This is a genomic window from Tunturiibacter psychrotolerans (assembly GCF_051013365.1).
Classification (GTDB): domain Bacteria; phylum Acidobacteriota; class Terriglobia; order Terriglobales; family Acidobacteriaceae; genus Edaphobacter; species Edaphobacter psychrotolerans_A.
This window is the reverse complement of sequence record NZ_CP132941.1, coordinates 2,510,481-2,537,242: the sequence shown is the minus strand read 5'-3', so window position 1 is coordinate 2,537,242 and position 26,762 is coordinate 2,510,481. Positions and strand designations below refer to the sequence as shown.

The following is a 26,762-nucleotide window of genomic DNA, read 5'->3' as shown; positions in this document are numbered from 1 at the left end:
TCAAGGCTCAGCACTCAACACATAGCCCTCTAAGCGCCGCTTCCCGCTTTACCCTCATACTCCATATCAATCTCCTTGTCGTAGTCCACAGGAGCCTTCTTCCGCAGCAGCGAGTACATCACCGGCACTATGAACAGCGTGCCGAACGTCGCCACCAGCAGTCCTCCAATCACGGCACGTCCTAGCGGAGCGTTCTGCTCTCCGCCCTCACCCAGCGCCAGCGCCATCGGCAGCATGCCGATGATCATCGCAAGCGCCGTCATGATCACCGGCCGCAGCCGCGTATACCCCGCGTTCAACGCCGCATCATGTTGATCCTTGCCCTCTCCGCGCTCGTCATTCGCAAACACCACCATCAAGATCGAGTTCGCCGTAGCCACGCCGATCGTCATAATCGTTCCCATCAGCGACGGCACCGAGAAAGTCGTCTGCGTCGCGAACAGCATCCACAAAATCCCGCAGAACGCTCCCGGAATCGCAAACAGGATAATTAGCGGATCCACCCACGACTGAAAGTTCACCGCCATCAGCATGTACACCAGAATCAGCGCAAACGCGATACCTATCCCCAATCGCAGGAACGAGTCCTTCATCGTCTGCACCTCGCCGCGCAGCGTCAGTGTCGTGCCCACCGGAAGGTTCTTCTGGGCACCATCGATGATCTTCTGAATTCCATTCGCCACGCCGCCCAGGTCACGCCTGTCCACATCCGCATACACGTCATACACCGGTTGAATGTTGTAGTGGTCGATGACGATTGGCGTCTCCAGCCGACGAAACGTCGCAAGATTGCTCAGCAGTTGCGACGTATTTCCGCTCGGCGAAGTCACCGGCGTCCCCCCCAGCTCCGGCAGCGTGCTGATCTGGTTGATCGGCGTCTGCACCACCACCTGATAGTTCACGCCGTTCGCGACATTCAACCACTCATTTGGCGCCGTCTGCGCCGTTCCACTCAGCGAGATCAGCATGCTCTGCGCCACATCCTGCTGCGTCAGCCCCACCTGCCGCGCCTTGTTGCGATCCACATTCACCTGCACCGTCGGATAGTTCACCTGCTGGTGAATATGCACATCCACCGCACCCGGAATCGCAGCGATCTTCCTCTCCAGATCCTGCGCAAGGCTGTAGTTTCCCGGCGCTCGGCCCGTCACCTGCAGGTCAATCGGTGCCGGAAGGCCGAAGTCCAGAATCTCATTCGTCATATTCGCCGGCGTAAAGAAAAACGTTCCATCCGGAAACTTCTGCGCTAGGTTAGACCGCAGTGTACGCATATACTCCTGCGTATTCCGTCCGCCCGGCGTCAGTGCAATCAGAATCTCTCCGTCCGTATTCGAGATCGTCGCGTTGTTGCCAAACGCCAGATTGATGCCACCCGCTGGCAGCCCAATGTTGTCGATGATCGTCTGAATCCGCCCCGCCGGAATATCCTTCCGGATCTCCTGCTCCACCGCGGCGAAGTACTGCTCCGAATCCTCTGCACGCAAGCCCACCGGAGGATTCACATGCAACCGCATCTGCCCCGAGTCCACATACGGAAAGAAGTCCTGCCCAATCACCCACAGCAGCGGAAGCGAGCACAGCACAAACACGCCGAAGATCCCCAGAGTAATCGCGCGATGTTGCAGGCACCACTCCAGCACGTGCTTATAGTGTTCGCGCCCCTTCTCAAACTGCCGATCGAACTTCGAGTGAATCCTCCACACCCAGTTACGCCTCTCCTCCGCCTTCGCGTATTCGGGATCCTGATAGAGCTTCAGCTCCGACTCCAGTAGGTAATGCATCATCGTCGGCACCAGCGTCCGCGACAGAAAGTACGACGCCATCATCGCAAATACCACCGCCATCGCCAGCGGTGTAAACAGGTACTTCGCCGCACCCGTCAGCAGCACCACCGGGATAAACACAATGCAGATCGACAACGTCGACACAAACGCCGGAGCCGCCACCTGCTGCGCGCTGTCCAGAATCGAATGCACCAGCGACTTATGGCCGAGCCCCATATTGCGATGTGTATTCTCAATCTCTACCGTCGCATCATCCACCAGAATGCCGACTGCCAGCGCCAGCCCACCTAGCGTCATCACGTTGATCGTCTCGCCCAGCGCCGTCAGTACCACCAGCGAAGTCGCAATCGACAACGGAATCGATGCGCACACAATCAGCGTTGACCGCCAGCTACCCAGAAACAGCAAGATCATCAACCCAGTCAGCGCCGCAGCAATCGCAGCCTCCCGCGTCACCTCGCCAATCGACTCACGCACAAAGATCGACTGATCAAACAGTGGCGTAATCTTCAGCGCGGGCGGCAGCCCCGCCTTCACCTTCGGCAGCGAATCCCGCACCCCCTGCACAATATTCAATGTCGAGGTCTCGCCGTTCTTCAGCACTGCCAGCAGCGCCGACCGCTTCCCATCCTGCCGCACAATATTCGTCTGCACCGCATATCCGTTGCGCACCTGCGCAACGTCCTTCATGAAGACAATGGACCCATTCGCTGCGCGAATCGGCAGATCGTTCAGCGCCGAAACCTCGGTCGGGCTGCTGTTCGTCTTCACCACAAACTCGCGGTCGCCAATCCTCGCCGTGCCCGCGGGCAGAATCAGGTTCTGCTGGTTCAACGCAGTTGAGATATCCGACGCCGACAGGTGCCGCGCGTACATCGCATTCGGATCGGCATCCACCATGATCTGCCGCACCTTGCCCCCATACGGCAGCGGCACCGATGCGCCCCGCACCGTCGCCAGACGAGGCCGTATGAAGCTCAGCCCCAGATCGTACAAGTCCTCCTCGCTCAACCCCTCGCCCGACAACGCCAGCTGCAGAATCGGCACGCTCGAAGCGTCGTACTTCACAATCGCGGGCGGAAACGATCCCGGCGGCAACACCCGCAGCACCGTCTGCACAATCGACGTCACCTGCGAGATCGCCAGCTCCACCTTCACATTCGGCTGAAAGAACACCTTGATCACCGAGACGCCCTGGTACGACTCGGACTCCGTGTGCTCAATATCGTTCACCGTCGTCGTCAGCGCACGCTCGCACACCGTGACGATCCGCCCCTCCATCTCATTCGGCGGCAGCCCTGTGTAGGTCCACACAATCGTGACCACAGGAATGTTGATGTAAGGAAAGATATCCTTCGGCGCTTCAATGGCCGAGCCGATCCCCAGCAGAAAGATGAGCAGCGACAGAACGACGAACGTGTAAGGGCGCCGCAGCGCCAGCTTTACGATCCACATGCAGAGATGTCTCCAGCCTAAAATCAAAGAGGGGCGGCCGGCTGCCTCTTCAAATTCCCTGTTCTACGTCCCTATACAACTTTCCCGTTCAACGCGTTAGACGGTTGGATGCAATAAATCAACGCAAGGCACATTTGAACCCAGCTTCACCTCCGAAGACCTTCCCCCGCCGCTTCCCGCCCACCATCGCCATCACGGAAGACAGCATAAACAACGGAGGCAAAGCAGGATTGCTGGAGTTCAGTAAGCGCGGCAACGTCTTCCCCGCAAGGTTCTGATCCACGGTGCACGAGCTGCCGTGTTGCGGATCAAGCGGCATCGAGCACCGTTTGGAGCCTGGCTGGACGTACGCGACGCCAGAGCGCCCAAAACGCGTCATGATCGCCACGGGCAACAAGCTCGCTCAGATCGCTTGGGCCGTGTTGTCGAGCGGAGAAGTTGCAGACCATTTTTGCGAACGACTCAGCAGCTCGATCTAGCGCTTACACCTAAGCCGAACCACAACCGCGCCCGGGACAATCTCCTGGTGTTCCTTGCCCCGAAGCCTTGCCTCGGTATGCTGAAGAGCCGAGGTGAAATCGCGAAACTAATTGTGGGATTTGGTCGTGAAATGGGGAACTATATATCTGTATGTTTCGAAGAGCCACGGAACCAGGGAAACCATGTCGTCCTGATCTTGTCGCGATATGCAATGGCCGCCGGAATAAGCAAGTCTACTTCGGTGCCGGCGCCCGGCTTACTCCATATATTCAAATGCGCTGCGATTCGTGTGGCACGTTCATGCATTCCGGGAAGACCCCAATGTCCACCTCGGCGCCCATCGACGAGTATTGTCGGATCGATACCCTGACCGTCATCACGAAACCGAACTCTCAATTGAGTTGATTCGTAGGTTATCTCTACCTCGATCTCCGCAGCATTGGCGTGGCGGAAAGCGTTACTTAATGCCTCCTTTCCGATTCTGTATAGCTCGTTTCTAACAAGAGGATTCAGCTCTCTTTGTTCCCCTTTTTCCACGACGCGAAAGTCGGCAGGATGAAACTTTCGAAGCTCTTCTCCTGCGATGGAAAGCGAATTGGAGAGATTTGTCTTATCTGTTGCGCCTGCCCGAAGCCCTAGCACGATCTCACGTCCCTCGCTCAGCACTTGATCAGACTGCACGAGTGCTTCTTCGAGCATCTGACGGGCCGGTTCATCGCTTCGCAGTTGGTCTGCCGCAGTCTGAAAGCGCATGACAAGCGCATAGATGCCTTGCAGGAAAGTGTCGTGGAGATCTCTTGCAATCCGCTCTCTTTCCGTCATCCGCTCCGAGATACGTTCCTGGATGCGAACACTCAATTGGCGGACGCGCAATATGTACAGCAGCCAAAGAGTCAGCAAGGTTCCAATCGCGCATGCTGTTCCAAACCACACTGTTTGGTAGAACGTTGGTGCGATAGAGAAATTGAGGGTGGCTCCTTCTTCGTTCCAGATTCCGTCGTTGTTGCTTGCAAGAACGCGGAAGCGATATTGTCCGGGAGCAAGATCCGTGTAGAAGGCAGCTCTTCTGTCGATTGGCTCTTGCCAGTCTCTGTCGTGTCCTTCCAGCTTGTACTTGAATTGCATCCTCTGAGGCGCTGCTAAGCTCAACGCTGTGTAATCGATCTCCACATCGCGTGTCAGAGGCTTGAGGCGAAGATTGTTGACGGGCACGTACGTCTTTTGATCTGCGACGACTCCTTCAATCAGGACGGGTGGAACGACACTATTTATCCCGATGTGAGCAGGATCGATCATTTGCAGGATTGATTCATTTGCGAACCAAAGACGACCATCTCTGGACATGGAGCTACCCGGACGAAATGACGTCAAGCCTGGAAGCGCTCCATCTGAGATGTCGAAGGTTCGTAGTTTGACTTTGACCTTGGGCTGTTGCCACCACTTCTCCAGCTCTTCGTGCGGGATGGATATAAGGGCACATTTGGCATACAGCCATAGAGCTCCCTGCTTATCTCTTACGAGTGTAGCCAGAGAGTCGCAAGGAAGGCCATTCCGCGAGGTCATTAACTCTACCTTTCCATTTCTCATGCCAAGAAGGCCGTATTTTGTTGCGCCCCACACGGTGCCTTCGGGATCGCTAATAACACTTCGAACTTCTAAATTTTTCACGAAGTCCGGGATGCCAGAAGCTCGTGGGATGATGTCGTCCGCAATACTTATCATCTCCAGATGTCCGTTGCGGTACCTCGACAGCCCACTTGCAAGCGCTAACAAAACTCCGCCACTGGGGTCGGCCAACAGCCCGAAGGCCCTCTGTGAAGGAACGGTCTCGCAAACCTTGAGATCACGGATGTGAATCAGAGGATCGTGCTCTTCCGCAACCTCGACCCACAGGCTTTGATCGCGGTCCTCAGCCATCGCCAAGACCACACCCAACGGATGGCCGTCCCTCTTATTCACCGTCGTGAATCGGCCGCGGTCGTAGACTGCAAGCTTGTCATCGACGCCAACCCAGAGACGGCCCGCATGGTCCTCAAGCAGTGACGTTACATTGTGCCCTGGAAGACCCTCCTTCATTCCGATGGCGCCGAAGCGTCCGTTGCGGAGATAGTTCAGGGCACCTTCATCTCCGATCCATACCGTATTGTCGCGCGAAGCAAGGACAGACTTGACGTGGTCGGCACTCAGACCCTGGTGCACTGAGAAGGTTGTTACCGGCAGCTCGCGAAAGCGGTCGATGCCGCTTGAAGTCGCCACCCAAATATTGTGCTCCCTGTCCTGAAAGAGACTCTCGACGGAGTCGCTCGAAAGGCCATCCGAGGCGCCATAATGGTCAATGCTATCTCCGCAAATATGGTAAATTCCATGGCTGACGGTTCCTACCCAGAGTCCGTTCTTTTGATCGATCAGAAATGTTGTGGGATCTATCGTGGCCCCATCCCGGCCGGGCAGGCTGACCTTCCGCCATTTGCCCTGAAGATACTGCCAAAGACCCTGGCTAGCTCCTGATCGATAGATCGCCGCCCATACTGACCCATCGCGTTCAACTGCGAACGCCCGGCCAAATTCGAAGTCATTCTTCACGGATAAACTGTTCGGGAGGTGTATACAAATACTTCGCGACAATTGGCAAAGCCCACTCGAGGTCCCGAACCAGAGTTGGCCTTGACTAGTGGTGGCCAGCGGCGCGCCGGGAGGAAGAGAAACCATTCCAAGCTCCTTATAACAGCTGACCTGGTTCTCTGTGACGCTGCATAGTGGCCGATCCACAACGCTGACGCGTACTCCCGAGCGAGTGAGCCAGATCTCTCCCGACTGATCCTGAAGGATGGTCTTCACTCTTCCAAGAGGTTCGTTGTAGTTAGTGACGACTCCTCTCTGCATGTGCGCAATGCTGATTCCATTCCCAATCCAGAGAGACCCGTCCTGGGCTCCTAACAGAGAGTAGACGCTGGGACTGTAGAGGGGCGCGCCATCAGGTGCAGTTTGGATGGTGAAGTGCGCTCCATCGAAGCGAATCAATCCTGTGTCGGTTCCAATCCAGAGATATCCGTCGATCGTCTGCGTAATCGCATGTGGAGCCCCACGAAACGATCCATCCTGAATGCGCCAAGCCGTGTGTGCGTATTGAGAGATCTGCTGAATCGGTTCAGCGGCGAGACTAAGAGTGCACCCGACGAAACAAAACCACAGCTTGACTAAGTGCGAAAGGACGACCGATCTCTTCTGGTTCGGCCTTTCGTTGACTCTCATGAGAGTTCCTTGATCGCGGTTATTCAAAGATAGTACAAAGCGAGCGGCTTCCGTCGAGTGAACTCTGCTGACGAGCAACAAGGCGAGGCAATTCAAAGAATTGATACCACAATCGTAGTTTTGCGGCACGCAAATTAAACGAAGACGCCCCGCCGGGATGATACGGAGTGACGGTAAGAGCCACAATGAACCCGATTGGTCCGGCAGCTCCGCGCGCTCTTCCTCGCCACCCATCTCTACTGGCGGCGATCGGTCGTCTTGTCGACGAGTGATAAATCTGCAATCTGCTCATTTAAAAGCAATCAGTATCGACAAGTCGCGCCGCGTGGGTGCGGCACAATATTTTTGATTGTGATCCGTTAACGTACTTAGCGACCCAGTTTGAGGCGCTGAGGAGCTGTTCATGCCCATGTTGTCCAATCTCGTTTCGAGTGCTGTAGAGAAGCTGCTGTTTCATCCGGCTACGGTTACTCGTGTGGAGACTATCGGCGAACGCTTTTGGAGGGAGAGGTCTTCAAGGGGGTGAATTGGGTTCCGGGACAGGCAGTGCAGTTCTATTTGGGCGACCTGAAAAAGCGGGCGTACACGCCGATGGAGATGGATGGCGGGGTAGCTGAGTTTTTATTTTATTTGCACGGTGGAGGACCCGGGTCGACGTGGGCGGCTAGCCTAAAGGCGGGGGATGGCTGCAAGGTGATGCGGCCAAAGAACTCGCTCGACTTTACGAACTTTGAAGGGCGTGCGATCTTCTTTGGAGATGAAACTTCGATAGCGGCAGCGTATGCGCTGCAATCATGCAGGCGGGCGGATACGAGGCACCGGTATGTGTTGGAGGTTACTTCAGTGGATGAGGCGAAGAGTGTTGCGGACAGGGTGGGGCTTGAAGATATGACTCTGTATCCGAGAATAGGGGAGGGGGAGCATCTGGAAGGAGTGGTGAGGAAGCTGGCCCAGAGTGCGGGTGAGGATTTTGAAGGATCTGACGATTCCGACAAGACTAACAAGTCCGGGGCGCGATTTTTGCAGTGGATTTTTACGGGACAGGCACAGTCGATACAGAGAGTACAGAAGGGGCTGAGGAGATTGGGGGTCGAGGTGGGGAGGAGTAAGGTGCGTGCTTATTGGTCTCCAGGGAAGGCCGGGATGGACTGATCACGGTTGTTTGCGGACAGGCCCCCGACGAGCGCATTGGCCTGAAGTCAACAATTGAGGTCGGAACTGTTTGCAGATCTTTCGACACTACGCCGTCTTCAATGAAAGTGTGCCAGCGGCTTCCTGGACAACTACTCTGATTTTTCGTCGAAAAGAAAGTCGAAATCTCCTGTTGCTTTCCAAAAGGAGCTATGTCATTATTGCTCCTGTTGTAAACCTAAAGGTGAATTTCGATGAAGGAAAAGCCGGATGTATTACAGGGTACCCTCACGCTGATGGTGCTCAAGACGCTGGATGTCCTGGGGGCACAACACGGTTGGGGAATCGCTCGGCGCATCGAGCAGATCAGCGAAGACCTTCTGGCTGTCAACCAGGGCACGCTGTATCCCTTGCTGCTCAAACTCGAACATGAAGGCTCAATCGTCTCCGAGTGGGGCGTATCGGAAAACAACCGCCGTGCGCGTTTCTATCGGCTTACCGCGGCAGGCCGGAAGCAACTCCAGGCGGAGGCCCGCGATTGGGAGCAGACTTCGGCCATCATCGCTCGCTTCTTCAACGTCAAGGCGGAGGATCTAACGTGAAATTCCTGCGACGCTTTTTCGTACGCTTATCCAATCTCGCCACAGGACGCGGTACCGACCAACGCCTGCGGGAAGAGATCGCCGAACATCTCGTCTTCCAGACAGAAGAGAACATGCGCGCCGGAATGACGCCTCCCGAGGCGCGGAGGCAAGCCGCACTGAAGTTCGGGCCAGCTCAAGCCATCCGGGAGCGCCACCATGCCGAGCAAAGCATTCCCTTCATCGAGAATCTGCTCTTCGACCTGCGCTATGCACTGCGCATGCTTCTGAGATCTCCTGGATTCTCTTTCATCGCCATCGCCACAATCGCGCTAGGCATTGGAGCCACCACTGCGATCTATAGCGTGATCGACGCCACGCTGCTGCACCCTTTGCCGTACCCAAACCCTGGCGAGCTGGTGCGCGTTGTGGACGACCTTCCCGGCGTAGGCGCGCAGAATGTCGGCATCTCCGTCCCTGAGTGGAGAGACCTCGAGAGTGCCGGGATATTCCAGTCCGTGTCGGTCTCCGGCACCGGCGCAGACGTGAACCTGACCGGCAGTGCACAGCCCGAGCGTCTCAGCTACAAACACGCTACGCCGAATTACTTCACGGTCCTCGGTGTAGACCCGCAGTTGGGTCGTACATTCGATCCGCATGATGCGACTCCCGGCTTCAACCTGGAGGCCGTGATCAGCGACGGGCTCTGGAGGAGGGAGTTCGGAGCCGACCCGCACATCGTCGGCAAAGCGCTGCGCCTGGACAACGACGTTTATCACGTCGTAGGCGTCATGCCGCGCGGTTTTCGCGATCTGGGATCAACCAGCGAGGAGCGGAATACGGAGGTATGGCTGGGAGCCGGCATGGCCGGTCTGCCGTTCCCGACCCCACGGCGCGGTATACGTCTGCAGAGTCGAGCGGTCGCGCGGCTTAAGCCCGGTCTCTCGATTGCGGCCGCGCAGGAGCACCTCGATGCGCTGGTTGAATCGCTGAAAAAGCAATATCCGGAGGAGTATCCGTCACAGGCAGCGTGGACCGTGCGCCTGACTCCGCTGAGCGAAAGCGTTGTCGGCAGCGTTCGACAATCTCTTCTTCTGCTGTTCGGCGCCGTAGGATTGGTCCTCCTGATCAGTTGCGTCAACGTCGCTAATCTCCTGCTCGCCAGGGCCAGTGTGCGAGGCCGCGAGATCGCGGTTCGCCACGCTCTGGGAGCGCAAAGAACGCGGCTCGTCCGTCAGCTTCTGACTGAGAGTCTGCTGCTCTTCCTGCTTGGCGGGATCGCCGGTTGTGCGATTCTCTTCTTTGCGAGGAAGTTCCTGCTGCAGTTGGTTCCGGAGAGCCTTCCGCACATGAGCGACATATCAATCAACTGGGGCGTGCTGGCGTTCGCTCTCGCAGTCTCGGTCGCGGCCGGAACCATCTTCGGGCTTGCTCCCGCCTGGCTTATGAGCGGTGTCGATCTGATCGGTACGCTCAGGCAGGAAGGCCGCGGGTCCGTAGGTTCCCAGGGACGTTCGCGCGCGCGCCAGATTCTGGTCATCAGTGAGTTGGCGCTCTCCCTGGTGCTCATGGTCGCTGCGGGTCTTCTGCTGCGCAGCTTTTGGGACTTGTTCAAGGTGCAGCCGGGTTTCAATCCTGACCGCGTTGTGGCTATTCAAACCTGGCTTCCTGGGCCTAACGATCCCAGTCAGGATATTTACCGAACCGCGACGCAGGAATCGGTCTTGCTGCGCGAGGTTCTTCGCCGCAGCCGAGTCCTGCCAGGCGTAGAAGAAGCGGCCATCGGCGATGTGGACGCTCTTCCCCTGGGCCACAGCAATCCAGGCACGCTGCCATTGATCCGCGAAGGCATCGAGACGATGGACAATCAGGCTCCTGTGATCCATAGTCCGATCGTTTCGCCCGAATACTTCCATCTGCTAGGCATGCCGCTGTTGCGCGGACGCCTTTTCAGCGACCAGGACCTTGAGGACACGCCCCAGGTTGCGGTCGTCAATCAGGCCGCGGCTCGCACCTACTGGCCAAACCAAGACCCGCTTGGCAAACGTGTCCGCTTGCACCTGGATAGCCGCGAGCTGTTGAACTCTGCCGGGCCAGCCTGGACCACGATCGTCGGCGTGATTGCGGATGCCCGCACGGAATCGTTGGCGGACGCGGCAACTCCGCAGATCTACCGCAGCCTATACCAGCACCCCGCCAAAAGCCTGGCCATCTTTCTTCGTGGACAACTCGATCCGAGCACCATCCTCGAACAGGAGCGAAGCCAGGTGCAAGCTGTCGATCCGGAACTTCCGGTCTTCCGTGCGCAGGCGCTGGATACCGTTCTCTCCACCTCGCTTTCCGTTAGGCGATTCTCGATGGAGATGGTTGCGTTTTTTGCAGCGACTGCCTTGCTGTTGGCCGGGCTTGGAATCTACGGGACTATCTCCTATGTTGTGAATGAACAAAGACGTGAGATCGCAGTACGTCTCGCGCTGGGAGCGCAAAGAGGCAATATCCTCAAGATGGTCCTGCGCCGGGGACTCGCTCTAGCTGCTGCTGGCGACGGACTGGGTGTGGCCGGTGCGCTCATCGTCTCTCATCTCATGACTGGACTGCTCTACGGCGTGTCGCCTACCGATCTGCCCACCTTCGCTGGCGTCACCCTTGTCCTTACCACTGTCGCGCTCGCCGCAAGTTATGTCCCGGCACTGCGGGCCATGCGCCTCGATCCAATCACTGCGCTCCACTCCGAATGACTTCGTAACACTGCTCCGGACTTGTCTTCGCAGGTTGGGCCACCCCAATAACCCTTCGGGATGCTGATGAATGCATCCCACTTCGGATTCCAGAGGGTGTGTTCCAAAAAACACCATTCACTCGCACGATTCCGCACGTCATCAATGAGCGCAAATCGCCAATGCACTCATTGAGATCGGATTAGTACCGATATGTCGGCTCGTCGGTAGTAACTGCGAGAGTCGAACGCGTTCTTCTTTGAAGGGGGCGGCAATTGCGCCTGCGAATCGACGCGCCATGGCTGGCGCATAATCACCTTGTGTCTAGTCAAGACATGGCCTAGGTTAGATCCATGACGGCGCAAGCTCATCCGTTCGTTCGTCGCGTCAATTGGCTGCATGTCATAGCGGCGGGCCTGGCGGCAGGCCTCTTCATCAATATTTTTGAATATGTCGCTCACCGTGTGCTGTTCAATAATGCCTGGACTGCGGCATTTCGCGCATTGGGTAAGACTCCCACGGGCTGGGGTGCGTTCATCCCTGCGAACTTCTTCGTGGGGCTACTGATGGTATGGTTTTTCGCGCGACTGCGATTGCATCACGACGAAGGAGTAATAAGTGCCTTGAAGTCGGGATTAGGCATCTGGGCGGTCTTCTGGTTCATTCCTATGATGGCGATGATGCCAATGGATCTTTTTCCCAACTGGTTGCTGGTCTCCGTGTCCGTTTTGGGCTTTGTTGAGGTGAATCTGGCAGCACTGCTTGGCGCGTGGCTTTACAACAGAGCCTAAGCCAGCTGCCTCGCCAGCTCAGTAGGTCCGCATTCGTAGATTGGACTGTAGTTATGGAAGTCGGCCTACGAGAAGTAATAGCCAGATTCCTTGAAAACGGGGTTATGAGAAACTTCGACCTTGAATTTACCGCAAAACCGACTTTGCGGAAACCAGCTACATTGAAAACGGTACTGAGCTTGCTTCACAGCATCCAGCTCGCCTGAAGGTGATTTGTCCGAACTCGGAGATTACGCTCGATAACTCTAAAAAAGAACGCCACTTCGCGATCAAAGCTACAAGCTCCGCGATTGCTACTGCAATTTTGCATATTCAGCTTTGGCTGCTCTGTAGACGGGAATGTCGAGATCTGCGTCTTTCCAGAGGGTAAGGAAGTCCTGGTACGCAGCACGGGCTTTGACGGTGTCGCCCTGCAACGCATAGGCTCGAGCAATTCCGAGATGCGCCAGCACGGCGGTCTCGCACGCTCGTACCAGCCCGCGGTGGTCCAAGATTTTCTGAAATTCAGCGGCGGCGGCGGCACCCTGCTTCAAGGCCAGATAAGCTTCGCCCCGAACATACGGGGGATAAAGACAACCTCTGAAGGAAATATCGGTCAATTCATACGGCGCCGCGGCCTGTAGAAGCTCAACGCTCCGCTGGGGATTGTTTCGGGAGAGTTCGATCTGTGCTTGAACCGTCGGAAGCACGACCGATTGCACCAGGGTGTCCTGCACCCGTAACCCAATCAGTCATCAATGATCAAACTCGGGGCGCATCACTCACTGATCGGTAAGGATTTTAAGGAGTGTCTATAAAATTGCGGCTCTAAAAAAGGTTCTTTGGATCATAGGATGAGCGAGCGCGGTTTCGATTGAGACCTGACACAAAGAGTTTCCGACAGTCCGTGTTTGGATCAGGCCATCACTTCACCCAGAACGTAATCTACTTCGATTTAGTACTCGCTGGAGGGTTAGGCGTGGAAGGAGGCGGCTCACTGGCCGTTGGGCGGGGTCGGGGAGGCAATTGTACCGAATATGTTCCACCAGTGTGGCGGGTCCAACCTTGCGGAGTGATCATCGTTCCCTCATTTTAGTACTAAGAACCGTGTGCCTCTCAATTGAGCGGTACCATTTCTTACTACATTACTGACTACTAGGATACGCAAAAGTTGCGCCACCCGTTCCAGAGAAACTCTAACCCGTTTTGATGTTGAAAACACGTTGATTTTCAAGGCCCCTAACACTCGAGCATTCAACATCTTAAGCACTTCGCAACGCTACGCAAAGCTTGTCGCAGAAATTCTGACAGATCGAGCGAAGTTCCACCAGCTCCGTATCGTTCGAAACCCTGAAGCTCTGCAACCATTTCGGTTCATCGAGAAAACTGATGTCGACCACGCCTATGCACATCCGTCCGTTCTCAACTATTTCCGATGGAGCTGGCCCATACCAATTAGGGTGCACCAGAGGAAATGCAACCATGCCGCGATGCGCGCTTGTTCCAGGAATCTTCAAGTAGTAATCCGTCTTCGGAGTTAGATCGTTCACCTCGTCGGCGAAATAGAGGTAAGGACGGTCACCCCTTTTCAGGCATACACCTGATAATCCAAGACCAAATGGCAACCAGAAGTCGCCAAGTTCTGGTTTTGGCTCTTTCCCATTACAGGTGCCATCAATATATCGAAGTCTACGCTCGGTGTCGTCGTAGGTCATCAACGCAACATCGAACGGCTCCTTGAACGAACCTCGGCCTTGGAGATCAGCGATCTCGCGGTGCAAACGCAGGAAGTGTGCTCGGATCTCCCTTTTCTTGGCAAACGCTGTCCCGAGCCATCTCGACTTACCGTAGTTCAACAGTCTCGAGCGAAGGTCTGCCGCATCCTGGGCTATCTGCTTGGTTTCAGCATCCGCTTTCCATTCAGGCAGTGACCAATCGAGGGAGTAACAAGAGCCCACCGCCGGCCTGTCTACCGTTAACTCCCAAGTTTGGAACGAAGGATTAGTGGGGTGCAAGCCGCCATCTCGCGCTGGAACCTCCTTTTGCCTCTCCCATTCACCGCCGCTGATTTCCCCATGTGAGCCTGCCGGCGGATAGAGTCGCAGAATCGAATCGCGAACGACTTCATTCGGCTCGATTTCTGTTCCTGTCGGCAATGTAAAGACGCTCACTGCGGGCTTGCCTAAGCGCGCATTTGGTAACCGAACCTGCATCTTCAAGGTTTCGACTGGACACCAGACCACCCGGGCAAAATATTCCATCGGGTGTCGTAGGTGCTTCGTGTCAACATGAATACGCTCGCTCTGGTCATAGAGCTGATCGAACTCCCAGTGAGTCAGGGCGTCTCCATTGAGAATGGTGAGCGTAAGCGTAAATGTCATTGGTGGATCGGATGGTTCCAGAGGCTTCTTAAACAGAACCTTGCCCGCGATCTTGCGAACTTTTCTACGTAGTTCGTCCATTGTGCTTGGAATGTTTGTGTTTCTTTGATCCGGCTCCCACGTCAAACCATATCGCTCCTGCTCCGCTGAATCCAGAGCTGGAGTATCGATCTTTCCGGCGACGGATTCGTAGAAAAAATGGACACCCTTAATCGGCTTATCGGTACTTACGAGCCCTTGAACTACGTATGTGACGGTGCTGATTCCGCCCTCCTGAAGCTCCTTGTAGAAAGCGAGATGCGAAACCTTTGCTCCAAAGCGTTTAACCGATTCCTCAAATGCCTGTTCCCTCGCCGCAAGAGGTCCACTAGAGGCCCTTCCCTTAAGTACTGGCATCGGGTCTTCAGGTAAGCCTTCTGCGCCGAAGAATCCCGGAGGCCACAGTTTGATTCTGCTCAGATCAGACTTTGGGGTGATGATTTTCCATGCCGATACAAGATCATCACACGCGTCCTCGGACATAATTTTTTTTGCGAATTTTTTGGTTGCGGCATTAGTTCCGTGGCGCACGATGAAACGATCGAAGACTTTAACAGCTGCAGGGTAGCCCAACCGGACATGGTATTTATCGTCTATTTTTTCTGCAAGACTGCTAGGCCCGGGAAGATAGGCGAAAGCACCCAGCCGGCTAAGGAGAAGCACGATCAGGCGATTGAGGATAGAAGAACCCGGACCGTACACCTCGGAGGTTCTCCCCGTCAGGAATATCTCCGGTCCCCATTCGCGCAACCTGCCTCTCAATTTGTCCTGCAGATCCCCAGTCGAAAGCTGGTGAAACCTACGTGAGATCTCTTCCTCGGACAGGCTTGGATCAGAGTGGAGATCTCGGACGTCATTTTCTAAGCCGGCACGTCCACCATAGGTTTCAAACAGGGAAATGATATCGGCATGGCTGAAGCTGTCGATGCAACTTCTCATGAGGTCCGATAAAGCCCCATCGCCGAATCCAGAAATCAGCCAGCGCTCGGATGCGCTTTCTTCGTGGAAATCATCATCAACTGTGTCTCCGGACCAATAGCTTTCGCTGGAAGCGTTTTTCGGTTCAAGCCCAAAACCTGTGGCAATAATTAGATGATCGATCTCTTTGCTCGCCGGCTCACGAGGATGATCGATCCAAGATAAGGTGTAACCTTGTCCGCTCTCGTTCTTGGAGAGGTCAATGTCTCTGACAGAAAATCTAGTTGTTATATTTTTTGAGTTTTGTAGCCAGATCTTCTCGATCTGTCTCGTTACATCGGCAGCATAGCCCGCCTTCCAGTTGAAGATCGGCAACAGAGATTGGTCGCCTTGGTCTTGCATGTCGGGCCAGTCGTAGATATGGGGGTGAATCCAACGATGATGGCAGTTGTACTGCAGGCGAAGTACGCCCTTGGTTGATTCCAATAGCGTGACCTCACACTTCAGATCTAACTGAGCGAGTGCTGCTGCTGCTGCTAGTCCTGCTGCCCCCGCGCCGATCACTGCGACTTTAGAGCCCGGTTTCAGCGCTTTAGTGCGATATAGGCCGTAGACAAGGTTGAAGGCGCGCACCTGCTGCGAATATAGCGTCACGCATTTCGCGAAACACCCTAGGACGTAGACGCCAGGATAACTTTTGACCTCAGCGTATGTTTTGATTAAATTTTTCCACTGTTGATCCGTGAGTACGGCTGGCATACAAGATCCTCATCTCAATAGCTTGTTTGATCCAGGCCCACTTTCGAACTCATTCCGTTTTCTTACAGATCTATGTGACAGTCAATAGAATTCTCGCATTTGCTCGTGAATTTGAAGACTTGACTTCATGCGGGTTTCACCAAGATTGACTGCACGCGCAAGCGATTGCGTACCGTACCGTCTGGTCCGCCGGGGCCACTCATTACTTGCTCTGAGGCTCACGAACAGTGCGGATTTCCCTTTTCTGTTCGGCAACGCCGATCATAATCCAAAGCTAGAGTTGAAATTCTCCAGTTATTTGGACTATAAACAAAGGCTTCCGCGATCATCGGCCGGTAGTCTTACAACTCGAAGGCAGCTCAATTCCTGGTATATCGGTCAGAAAGACCTGTTGGTTAAGCCCAAATAGGTGGAGGACCCCTGCCACGAAATCGGGCGACGATTTAAACTCGATCATCAACGCACAACTCGCAGCAAAAAGGGAATTAGGCTATGCCAGATGAGCCCCAACCCACGATAAGCCAAAGAGGCGAGATCAAGGAGACGCTGCAGACGCGTCTTATCTCAGAACCGCTCAAGAGCAAGATCGACCAAGATCTCTCCCAACAAGTTGAAGCGGTGCCCTTACCGCCTGCCAACCTTTACGAAGTCATTATTGAAGTCAATTTGAATTATCCCGGAGGTCGTACCAGCGCGCACGATACGATCATGTCGATGCTCAAAGACATTCTGACAGCAGGAGGGACGGGGCAAGAGGCGATTGCGCGCAATCGGCCCGACTCAACCCATCCCTACGTTTTTGCGACCCTCACTGCTGTGCAGATCTTTCAACTGGTCAATCGGGACGGAGATCAGGCGCGATCAAATGCGGAAGCCCGTAACTCGACGACGCAGGGACAACAGCCGCCTACGATCACGCATCCGCCTTCCGTACGGACTTTGCGATCGATATTCCGGATCTGGGAGTCGCAAAAGATTCGGCCGCTCACCATCGAGTCGATCCGCACCGTCAAGGCGAATGCTGCACATAACTCCTTTGGGGCCTTCGGTGACGACGTGGTCTGGGCAGTACTCGATTCAGGAGTCGATGCCACGCATCCGCACTTTAGCCTTCACCATACTCTTGAACTCAACGCGCCCCTCAACGGGCGCTCCTGCTCCTTTACAGCGGCGACATTGCCATGGGACCAGGATGCCTTTGGCCACGGGACGCACGTCGCGGCAATCATCGCAGGGGAATCGAACCCCTCCACAGTTCCGCAGGCTGCCATTCAATCTGCTGCAGACAGCGGAGAAGATTCTTATCACCTCCAACCGGTACCCGGGATCAAAGGCATGGCTCCTCACGCCAAGCTGCTGGTACTGCGTGTTCTCGACGACAACGGCGATGGCGACGAGACCGCCCTCATTCAAGCCATCGAGTATGTGCAGCAGCTCAACGATTTTGGGCGACATATCGTCGTACATGGAATCAACATCTCGGCGGGGTTTCCCGCACATTCGACCTGGTACGCCTGCGGTCAGACGCCGCTTTGTGTAGAAATCAATCGCTTGGTTAAGTCGGGAGTCGCGGTCGTGGTCGCCGCAGGGAACTCCGGGCATATTGTCACGTTTCTCTCGCAAACATCCACGACTGAGGCTGGCCAGATGCTGAGTATCAACGATCCGGGAAATGCCGATCTCGCAATTACGGTAGGATCCACGCACCGAGAGTCTCCCCATATCTTTGGTGTCTCTTACTTCTCCTCCAAAGGGCCCACAAGCGACGGCCGTCGCAAGCCGGAGGTCGTTGCGCCCGGAGAGAAGATCATTTCCGCAGCCAGCGCGCAACGGGCCGCGGTCACACCGCTGCCGGGTCTGAACGGCGCACACTTCGATTACCTGGAAGATACCGGCACGAGCATGGCTGCTCCTCACGTCTCTGGGGTTCTCGCTGCCTTTCTATCTGTCAAACGCGAGTACATCGGGCTGCCGGAGAAGGTTCGCGATCTATTGGTCGAGTCCGCAATTGACCTTGGGCGTGATCCACACTTTCAGGGTGCTGGACTAATTGACCTCATGAAGCTCATCCAGTCAGTCTGAAATGGAGTTTTCTCTATGACAAATTACGGCATTTATCCCGCTTTCGACCTCATGTACGACACCACCGGGAACCTGGTCGACCCCGCTCCTCAAACCGAGCTGACAACCTGGTTGACCTCCCCAGCAGGGAACTCGACCACCGATCTCATATTCATCTCTCACGGCTGGAATAACGACATTAGCGAAGCGCGACAGCTCTATTCTGATTTCTTTGCGGCGGTCGCTTCGGTTCAAAAGAGCCAGAATGTTGCTTCGGATCGTAAGTTTGCAATTGCGGCGATCTTCTGGCCCTCAAAGCGTTTTGCGGACGCCGACCTGATTCCGGGGGGCGCTGCCTCGCTGAGCCCCTCTATTCAGGCACAGCTCAACGCTCAACTCGATCAACTGAAAGTCATCCTTGCCGCGGATCCGGCTGCTGCTGCGAAGATCGAACATGCTCGCGACCAGATCCCGAAGCTTGAGGTCAGCCAAAGTGCACAGGACGATTTTGTCTTCGCCCTCGTAAGCGCACTACCCGCTCCGCGAAACGACATCGATGAGGGCCTGGACGAAGCCATGACGGCACTCAAGAGCGGCACTGTACCCGGCCATACGGTGCTGGGCCGGTTATCGGTACCCGACTTTCCGGCTTTTCCGTTACCGTCCGAATCAGGAGGCCACGCCCTCGGCCTCGGTGGGGTCTTGAGTGGGATAACCTCAGCGGCAAGCCGTCTAGCGAACTATTTCACGTATTACACCATGAAAGATCGTTCGGGCATCGTCGGTCGCACGGGCGTACAACAGACCATAATCGGGGTACAGAGCGTCGCACCGACCCTCCGCATTCATCTGATCGGACATTCCTTTGGTGGACGATTGGTGACAGCTGCCGCCAATGCGCTCGTCAAGCCGCGCAGTATTGCGACGATGCTCTTGCTTGAAGCGGCGTACTCTCACAATGGCCTAGCAAAGAATTGGGACGACCTCGGCAATGACGGCGCCTTCCGTTCGGTTCCTTCGACGCCTAAGATCGAAGGCATTACCCTGATCACCCACAGCGTCCATGACACTGCTGTGGGAATTGCTTATCCGCTTGCCTCACGCATTTTGGGCCAGGTTGCATCTGCCTTGGCCATAGGCGGACCTGAAGACAAGTTTGGAGGCATGGGCCGAAACGGGGCACAGCATACTCCCGAAGCCTTTGATAGTGTTCTGCTCAATGTCGGCTTGGCCTACGATCCTTCGCCGCTTCCGGGCGGAAAGACGATTCGCAATATCAACGGCGACGGGCCTTCACCCAAACCGACGATCTTAAGTCACGGGGATGTAGCCAAACCGGAGATCGCATGGGCTTGGTTATCTAGTCTCTGACCTCCGGCGCAAGTAGGCCTTCCATTCAGTAGACGAACTGCTGCTGGGGCCGCTTGAGGTATGGGATGCAAGCCCTACAAATCTTTCGACCATCTTAACCTGATGATGTAAAAATGCGATTCTACGTCCAGAGCTCCGTGCGTGGGGGATAAGTGCGACGTGTTGACCGTCATTATCAAGATGCCCGCAAAGTATCTCTCCATCACGCCGGATCGCGTAGATAGGACGATCCCAACCTAATTTTTTTCGCTCCTGTCGCGTATCTGGGATTCGATCCATCTCCTCTAGCAGAGCAATCGCGCCGCGACCAATTAGCGGATCTAGGCCCTGGAACGGCTGGGTCTGGTGAAGTCGGATTAGTCGATGCTTGAATTGCTCCATTCGAGGCATCGCCATGGATAGAAGCAAGGGCCATTCAACCAATCCTTGATCACAGTACGCCACCGGGCGTGAGGCTGCGGGGCGGCCGTCGCTTGAACACTCTCACTTAGATCTTGCAAACCTTGGGTCTGGAGCCAGGTAGTGAGCGAGCGATGATTCACTTCATCACGCCAGAGGTGGAGCGAACGCAATACGTCGCTGATACGTGCACCATGAAACAACGTCAGAGCCAACATCGTGTTCGTATGAGGCACACTCTTTCCCTCGTGTTGATACCGCCGTACCGTACGCGAACTCAGAGTGGTTCCTGTCGCCGCTGAAAGAATATCGTTTGAATTTACTAGGGATCTGCCGCTCAGACCGAATCGCAAGCTTTCGGCCTTTAGCAAAGCATCAAATGTCGACTGCTCCCACGGAAGAACAAGTGGTGCCGGTTGGCGTGATCGGGAGACTTCTTGCGAATCATCCAGCTTCGGGGGCAGAACGCTTGCGAATCCGCGCACTCGGCCTACGACGCGCACCTCTTTGGGAAAGAAAAATTCGTGGACGCCCGAGTAACTTCCACTCACTGGAAGAAGGATCAGCTTTCCGTGCGAAACGGTGCAGCTTCCGCAGAGATAGCCGTTTCCGAACTGTAAGCAATGCAATGCCTCAGCACTAGGAGAGCCCTGTTCTTCCGGCGAAATCGGCTCAACGCTGACAACCGCACCTGGAGGGATGCCGGACAGGGAAAGGGTGTCCTCGACTCCAATTTGTACGTAAAACAGTCCATGCGCACCCCAGTCCGGGCCACGAGCTCTCCGAATGGCTATCCCTTTTTGCCAGCCGAGGACAATGTCAGAGACAAACCGGTGTCCTCGACAGTCCATGAAGGCTGGAAGGTAGGCATTCAATTACCTGTTCTTTTTCTACTCCAATCGCATATGCGATGGAGTCCATGAGCGGACTTGTGTGCGCCATCCGATCCAAGGCTGCAACAGGTTGGTCGTTCCCAAGCCACTCACAAAGACTTCTGACGGACACGTTATTACCTGCTGCAATCCTGAGAATCCAGGAAGACAAAATCTCGTCGTTAAGACGGCGTGGGTGCCATGGTAAGAGATTTGACACGTTTGTCACCCCTTATCTGGCTGGCGTACAACGCTATTTCGTACTGGTACGATTTAGCGTTGTTCAGTACGAATTAGCGTTGTATTTGACAGCCAGCCCAGTCGACTCCGCCTGCTCCTGGGCATGGTAGCTGCTCCGCACCAGCGGCCCGCTCTCCACATGCTTGAAGCCCATCCCCACGGCCTCATGCTTCAGAAAAGCAAACTCCTCCGGCGTATAGTACCGAGCCATCGGCAGATGATCTCTTGACGGCCGCAGATACTGCCCGATCGTCAGAATATCCACCTTCCGATCCGCCAGATCGCGAAACACCGCCAGCAGTTCGTGCATCTCCTCGCCCATCCCGACAATGATGCCTGTTTTGGTTACAATCTGATCTCCATCCCGATCCGAAAACATCTCCGCAGCAAGCTCCTTCGCATGCTGCAAAAACCGCAACGACTTCTCATACCTGCCGCCCGACTTCGCCACCCGATACAGCCGAGGCACCGTCTCGATATTGTGATTCAGAATCTCTGGCCGCGCGGCCACTACCAGCCGCAACGCCTCTTCATTACCCTGAAAGTCCGGCGTCAGCACTTCAACCCTGCACCCCGGAGCCTGCATCCGAATCTCTTCAATCACACTCACAAACGCCCGCGCCGCGCCCACATTATCGTCGTCGCGATTTACGCTCGTAATCACCGCATGCGCCAGTCCAAGCTGCGCCACCGCATACGCCACCCGCCGCGGCTCATCGAAATCGATCGGCTCCGGCTTCCCCTTCGGCACCGCGCAAAACCCGCACCGCCGCGTGCAAAGATTCCCCAGCATCATGAACGTCGCCGACTTCTGATTCCAGCACTCCCCGATATTCGGGCACTGCGCGCTCTCGCACACCGTATGCAGGTTCAGCTCCCGCGCCATCTTCTTCAGATTATGAAAGGTCTCCCCCATCGGAGCCTTCGCCTTCAGCCACGCGGGCTTGGCCGCAGGCTTCCGCGGCGCCAGATCGATCTGAACCAGCTCAGAGGTGCTCTGCGCAATCAACTGTTCAACCGGAGGAGTCATCCCTTCCATTGTATCCAACCCCGCAACGAAGCGGATCAGCCCGTCCCACCCCCTCGCATTGCGCACCCTCGCATTTGCACAATAAGGATCGTCCTAGCACCAAAGTTGTAGCGAGTCACCACAGTGGGTGATCGGGCAGTTTCGCATCCACGACTATCCTCCTCAATAGCCGACTCTTGGGATCGATACGCGTCCCAGACCGTTACACATCTGAGAGATACGGAGGAGGAGCTTCATGGTGCGGACCAAGATTGGATCACTTTCTGGAGTGCTTGCGTTCGCGCTGGCATTCTCCTCGGCGGGACGCGCTCTGGCACAGGAACCTCAGCCTGCGCCCTCCTCAAACCCGCAGTCCGCTCAGCCGGCTGCACCAACCGACGCCACCCAGCCCACATCCGATCCCGAAAAAACCATCGCTCCAACAGCAGACGGGAAAGAAACCGCCGCTGCCCCGGCACAACAACCCAAACCCGCCGCCAAGGGTAAGAAAGGGAAGCAGGAGTACACGGGGCCCATGACCCTGGTCGTACTGCCGCCAACCCCGATGCTCGACGAAGAAGGGAATCAGCGCCAGGACCCCGACGGAAAGCTAATGTTCAATCCCCCGGTCAAGCAGCAGCGCGACAAATTCGGCCACCCCCTCTTCGATGAGCACAACAAGCCCGTCATGCAGACCAAAGACAATCTCGGTTACGACGAAAACGGGAAGAAGCTGCACCCCTCAAAAGAGAAGCCCCCAAAACTCGTCTCAGTATCCATAGCTCGCGGAACACTCACCGTCGATGGAATGACAGGCAAGGCAGCACTCAACTACGAGATCAAAGACCTCAAGTACATCTACTTCTACATCCCCGGCATCGGAACCACGGTCGTCTCCAACGCTCCATTCCCCGCCGCAGTCGAACAGAAAAAGGCCTTCGACGACAAGACCCTTACTGTAACCGTGAACGATCACATCGTGCAGCTAACCTCCGACCAGCGCTTGCTCGGTAAGGCGCCGGAGTCCGCTTACGTCCTCGTAGACAAAAACTTCACCGTACCAACCAAGTTCCCCGTGATGGGCTACGGGCCGATCCGCGTAGCTCCCTACGCGTGGCCGGGCTCGAAGCAAAATGAACAGAAGGATTCCGCCGAAGCCCCACCCCTGCCCGCCGATCTGCGCCCCGTGCCACTCCTGCAAGGATGCCCCGCCGGGCAGATGCGCGCTCCAGGTAACCCCGTGCTACCGGGCCAGGTAGCCGCTCCGCATCCCTGCGTTCCCATCGCAACTGTGGTCACAACAACCAGCGCGAATCAACCCGCTCCTTCCAACACCCAGGCAACAAAGTAAGCGACCGCGGAGCCATCTCCGCCTAGCCCGCGATCAAATGCCCCACATCTCAACTTGAGCCGTGGGGCATTCGCGCATGACTCGAGCACTCCCCCGAGGACACAGCTGTTTACCTCCGCTGGCCCAAAATAAATCCAAAAAGTTGGCGTGATTTTCGCAGCTGAAAAACACGCGGCGAAAAACCACACTCACACCATCAATCCACCACAAACTCACCACCAAAACACCACACCCAAAACCTCATCGTCCCCACAACCCCCTCAAAAAACCCGGCAAACCCACCAAAACCTCACCCACCACCACCCCGCATTTTTTTTCTCTCCTCATGCGCAATTTTCGTGGCGCAGTAGACCACTCTCTCCACCTCCGCAACCACCCCACCCTCATCGTCCTTCACCTCCACGACAAACCGCACATCCGTCCTTCCCTCACGATCCACCACCGCCCGAATCTCCCCCAGCCTCTCCGCCGTCAAACGAAACTCCGCCCGAACCCGCCCCAACCCAGGCTTTTTGTACTTTATCGAAGCCGCCTTATCCCAAACCACATACTCCGGTCCCAGATTCGTAGCCAGCATAATCATGTAAAACGGATCGGTCAGCGCAAACAGTGACCCGCCAAACTGCACCCCCACATAGTTGCGATTCCACGGCCGCAGCGGCATCTCCACATCAATCGCACGCAGATCCTTGTCCAGCCGCGTCACCTTGATCCCCGTCCCAAACAACGGCGGCCACCACCCGATATGCCGCAGCCACCAGCTCATCGCAACCGGTCTCTCACTTCCGTCCGCACCAGATAAAGAAAGAACACAAGAGCAAACAATCCCTGCACCAGGTAAGGCCCCGCATGCGTCTTCTCAAACACAAACAGATTCCCCAAACACAACGTTAGACATCCACCCAACACCAGTGCCCATCCCCATCGCCGCAGCCGCAACAAACCAAACACACCCGCCGCCAGCAGCGTACACAGCGCCAACACACCGTACTTCGCGCTCCCCACGCCGAACTTCCCCGTCAACGCGGCAAACGCATTCACCATCGTCAGCACCAGCATAAACAGTGAAATCCCCGCCACACCCGGCAGCATCCCATGCGCTCGTGCTTCAAGTTTTCTAACTTCCTCGTTCTCGCTCATAGAGTGTGCAGATACGCCAGCAGATCATCCAGATCTTGCGGATCCACCGTATTTCCCATCGCCGGCATCAGGTTCCGCCCATGCACAATCGTCGCCGTCACGCGTTCATCGTTCGCCGGCGCACCGCTCGGCAGGTACGGCTTTTTGTAAACTCCAATCAACGCCGGCCCATGCAGCGCAGCATTCTTGCGGTCATAGTGACACTGCGCACAGTGCGCCTGATACACCGCATGCCCATGCATCTGCTGCGCATTCAAATTCGCCAGCGGCGTAGGCGGCGCAACCGACTTACATCCAGCAAGAACCCCCACAAACATCAGCAAAGAAAGAACCCGAATCATGCCCTTATTCTCTCATCCACTCCGCGAAATCAATTCGCCGCTGCAATCGCAGCCACAATCTTGTTTGTCACCTCTCGATCCGCATTTGTCTGCGGCAGATGATTCCCCACCATAATCGAAAAAATCACAGTACGCCCGCTCGCACACTCCACATACCCACTCAGCGCCCGCGCCTCTCCCAGCGTTCCCGTCTTCGCCCACACCTTTCCCTTCAGCGGAGCCTTCATAAACCGCTCTTCCAGCGACCCATCCACCCCGCCCACCGGCAAACTGCTCTTCCAATCCGCAAACCAGCTCTGCCCACTCACATAATGCAACAGCCGCGCAGTCGCCCGCGGCGTGACGAGATCATGCCCACTCAGCCCCGACCCATCGAAGAAGACAAAGTCATCTTTATCAATTCCCGCACTCAACAAAAACTGCCGCACCACCCGCGCGCCCTGCGCAATCGTCCCATCTCTCCCTCGCGCCGCTCCCAGCTGGCGAAGCAACAACTCGGCGTGCAGATTCTGGCTCATCTTGTTCGTCACTACGACATCCTGCAAAAGCTCGACAGACGTATGAGTCGCCAGTGTCTTCTCTTCACCCCTCATTGCAACCTCAAACGCCGCATCATCTGCCGGTTCAATCCTCTGTTGCGGAGACACACCAGTCGCCTCACCAACCGCACCGGCCTCACGGCCAAAGCTCTCCGTATCCAACAACACGCGATGCCGCGCCTTCGCCACTCCACTCACATGAATCCCACGAGCCTCCAGCATTCCCTTCAAAGCCACCGCCGCATACTCGGCCGGGTCCTGGATCGCGACCTCCTCTACATCCGGCTGTCCATGCAAACCAACGGTCCCATAGATCCGCAGCACCTTCGATCCCGGAGCCCGTTCCATCTGCACCGTGCTCCCACTCTTCGCCGCGCCCGTCGTCACTGCAACATCCAGCGTGTAATACGGCACCTCCGGATCGATCGCCACGTTCGCAGGTGCCCCCACAACATCTCCGGGCGTCACCGTCACCTTCATCTGGTTATCATTGATCGACAGCGCCGACACCGGCGCCCCATATCCCCACACAGCATCGTCGATCACCCAGTCCTGCGCATAAGGCTCCCACGGAAACACCGTGTCATCCCCAATCACATCGCCCTCGATACTCTTCAGCCCCGTTGCAGCCACCTGATCCGCCATCTCCTCCAGATACCGCAGAGGTGCCGGCCCAACGTCCTCTACAACAGGCTTCCGCCCCGGCACCGGCGCAACATACGGCAACACTCTTCCAGACAGATTTGCATCGCCGTTTCCAACCAGCACAAGTTGTCCGGTCAACTTGTCACCATCAGCAAAAACACCCCTCGCCAACACCTTCGTCTGATACGTCGCCTTCTCGCCCAGCAAAGCCATCGCTGCAGCTGTCGTAAATAACTTCGCGTTGCTGGCCGGCTGAAACAACTGCCCTTCGTTCAACGAATAAATCGGTGCGCCGTCCATCCCCACGACAGCGATTCCCCAATGATCCCGTGCCACCGCAGGCTCCTCCAGCAACGCGGCAATCGTCTGCGCCAACTCTGTGCAAGCCCCGCTCCGACCATCCTTCAGCGCTACTGCCCCGTCGCATCCAACACCCTGGGTCTGCGCCCAAAGCGGCTGAGCACCCAGCAAACAAACCGCCACCCATCCCAAAGGCCTCATCATCCGCGCAGTCTAGCATCCGCGTG

At 56.1% G+C, this 26,762-nt stretch carries 18 protein-coding genes; 8 read left to right on the top strand and 10 right to left on the bottom strand.

Annotated features, from left to right (window positions below; translation table 11 throughout):
- Positions 1-29: 29 nt before the first annotated feature.
- Complete coding sequence (locus RBB76_RS10795; RefSeq protein ID WP_429632322.1) at positions 30-3,239, bottom strand: efflux RND transporter permease subunit; 3,210 nt, start codon at positions 3,237-3,239, stop codon at positions 30-32.
- Positions 3,240-3,373: 134 nt separating this feature from the next.
- Between RBB76_RS10795 and RBB76_RS10790 the strand changes: the two genes are divergently transcribed.
- Positions 3,374-3,517 (top strand): hypothetical protein, encoded by a 144-nt coding sequence (locus RBB76_RS10790; protein ID WP_429632319.1) that lies wholly within the window; start codon positions 3,374-3,376, stop codon positions 3,515-3,517.
- A 340-nt stretch (positions 3,518-3,857) separates the two neighbouring features.
- Here the strand turns inward: RBB76_RS10790 and RBB76_RS10785 are convergent, their stop codons facing one another.
- Positions 3,858-6,971 carry a sensor histidine kinase gene (locus RBB76_RS10785; RefSeq protein ID WP_429632316.1) on the bottom strand — a complete coding sequence of 1,038 codons (3,114 nt, stop codon included), beginning with the start codon at positions 6,969-6,971 and terminating at the stop codon, positions 3,858-3,860.
- A 522-nt stretch (positions 6,972-7,493) separates the two neighbouring features.
- Here RBB76_RS10785 and RBB76_RS10780 point away from each other — a divergent pair.
- The 4 genes from RBB76_RS10780 (at position 7,494) to RBB76_RS10765 (ending at position 12,191) form a co-directional block, all read left to right on the top strand.
- A complete protein-coding gene (locus tag RBB76_RS10780; protein ID WP_429632314.1) occupies positions 7,494-8,123 on the top strand; it encodes a siderophore-interacting protein in 630 nt (209 codons plus the stop codon).
- Positions 8,124-8,356: 233 nt separating this feature from the next.
- Positions 8,357-8,704: a PadR family transcriptional regulator gene (locus tag RBB76_RS10775; RefSeq protein ID WP_429632311.1), complete on the top strand. Its 348-nt coding sequence runs from the start codon at positions 8,357-8,359 to the stop codon at positions 8,702-8,704.
- A complete protein-coding gene (locus tag RBB76_RS10770; RefSeq protein ID WP_429632308.1) occupies positions 8,701-11,421 on the top strand; it encodes an ADOP family duplicated permease in 2,721 nt (906 codons plus the stop codon). Before RBB76_RS10775 ends, RBB76_RS10770 begins: the two co-directional genes overlap by 4 nt.
- Positions 11,422-11,753: 332 nt before the next feature.
- Positions 11,754-12,191, top strand: coding sequence for a hypothetical protein (locus RBB76_RS10765; RefSeq protein WP_429632305.1), 438 nt, complete (start codon positions 11,754-11,756; stop codon positions 12,189-12,191).
- A 293-nt stretch (positions 12,192-12,484) separates the two neighbouring features.
- Here RBB76_RS10765 and RBB76_RS10760 read toward each other — a convergent pair whose 3' ends face one another.
- Both RBB76_RS10760 and RBB76_RS10755 read right to left on the bottom strand, forming a co-directional pair.
- Complete coding sequence (locus tag RBB76_RS10760; RefSeq protein ID WP_429632302.1) at positions 12,485-12,892, bottom strand: hypothetical protein; 408 nt, start codon at positions 12,890-12,892, stop codon at positions 12,485-12,487.
- A gap of 540 nt (positions 12,893-13,432) precedes the next feature.
- Positions 13,433-16,267 carry an FAD-dependent oxidoreductase gene (locus RBB76_RS10755; protein ID WP_429632299.1) on the bottom strand — a complete coding sequence of 945 codons (2,835 nt, stop codon included), beginning with the start codon at positions 16,265-16,267 and terminating at the stop codon, positions 13,433-13,435.
- 492 nt (positions 16,268-16,759) lie between these two features.
- Between RBB76_RS10755 and RBB76_RS10750 the strand changes: the two genes are divergently transcribed.
- Entirely contained in the window at positions 16,760-18,349 is a 1,590-nt protein-coding gene (locus tag RBB76_RS10750; protein ID WP_429632297.1) for a S8 family peptidase, read from the top strand.
- Positions 18,350-18,364: 15 nt separating this feature from the next.
- A complete protein-coding gene (locus RBB76_RS10745; protein WP_429632295.1) occupies positions 18,365-19,699 on the top strand; it encodes a hypothetical protein in 1,335 nt (444 codons plus the stop codon).
- Positions 19,700-20,917: 1,218 nt separating this feature from the next.
- Here RBB76_RS10745 and RBB76_RS10740 read toward each other — a convergent pair.
- Positions 20,918-21,190, bottom strand: coding sequence for a TniQ family protein (locus RBB76_RS10740; protein ID WP_429632292.1), 273 nt, complete (start codon positions 21,188-21,190; stop codon positions 20,918-20,920).
- Between the two features lie 63 nt (positions 21,191-21,253).
- Positions 21,254-22,240 carry a lipoyl synthase gene (lipA, locus tag RBB76_RS10735; protein ID WP_429632290.1) on the bottom strand — a complete coding sequence of 329 codons (987 nt, stop codon included), beginning with the start codon at positions 22,238-22,240 and terminating at the stop codon, positions 21,254-21,256.
- A 235-nt stretch (positions 22,241-22,475) separates the two neighbouring features.
- Here lipA and RBB76_RS10730 point away from each other — a divergent pair, with 235 nt between their 5' ends.
- On the top strand, positions 22,476-23,570 hold the full coding sequence (locus tag RBB76_RS10730; RefSeq protein WP_429632288.1) for a hypothetical protein: 1,095 nt from the start codon (positions 22,476-22,478) through the stop codon (positions 23,568-23,570).
- 289 nt (positions 23,571-23,859) lie between these two features.
- Here the strand turns inward: RBB76_RS10730 and RBB76_RS10725 are convergent, their stop codons facing one another.
- Genes RBB76_RS10725 through dacB form a run of 4 tightly spaced genes read right to left on the bottom strand, consistent with a single transcriptional unit; the run spans position 23,860 to position 26,739 of the window.
- Positions 23,860-24,336: a DUF4442 domain-containing protein gene (locus RBB76_RS10725; protein ID WP_429632286.1), complete on the bottom strand. Its 477-nt coding sequence runs from the start codon at positions 24,334-24,336 to the stop codon at positions 23,860-23,862.
- Positions 24,333-24,710: a hypothetical protein gene (locus RBB76_RS10720; RefSeq protein WP_429632283.1), complete on the bottom strand. Its 378-nt coding sequence runs from the start codon at positions 24,708-24,710 to the stop codon at positions 24,333-24,335. Before RBB76_RS10720 ends, RBB76_RS10725 begins: the two co-directional genes overlap by 4 nt.
- On the bottom strand, positions 24,707-25,051 hold the full coding sequence (locus RBB76_RS10715) for a c-type cytochrome (protein ID WP_429632280.1): 345 nt from the start codon (positions 25,049-25,051) through the stop codon (positions 24,707-24,709). The genes RBB76_RS10720 and RBB76_RS10715 overlap by 4 nt, the downstream gene beginning before the upstream one ends.
- A 29-nt stretch (positions 25,052-25,080) precedes the next feature.
- Positions 25,081-26,739, bottom strand: coding sequence for a D-alanyl-D-alanine carboxypeptidase/D-alanyl-D-alanine endopeptidase (dacB, locus tag RBB76_RS10710; RefSeq protein WP_429632278.1), 1,659 nt, complete (start codon positions 26,737-26,739; stop codon positions 25,081-25,083).
- Between the last annotated feature and the right edge of the window lie 23 nt (positions 26,740-26,762).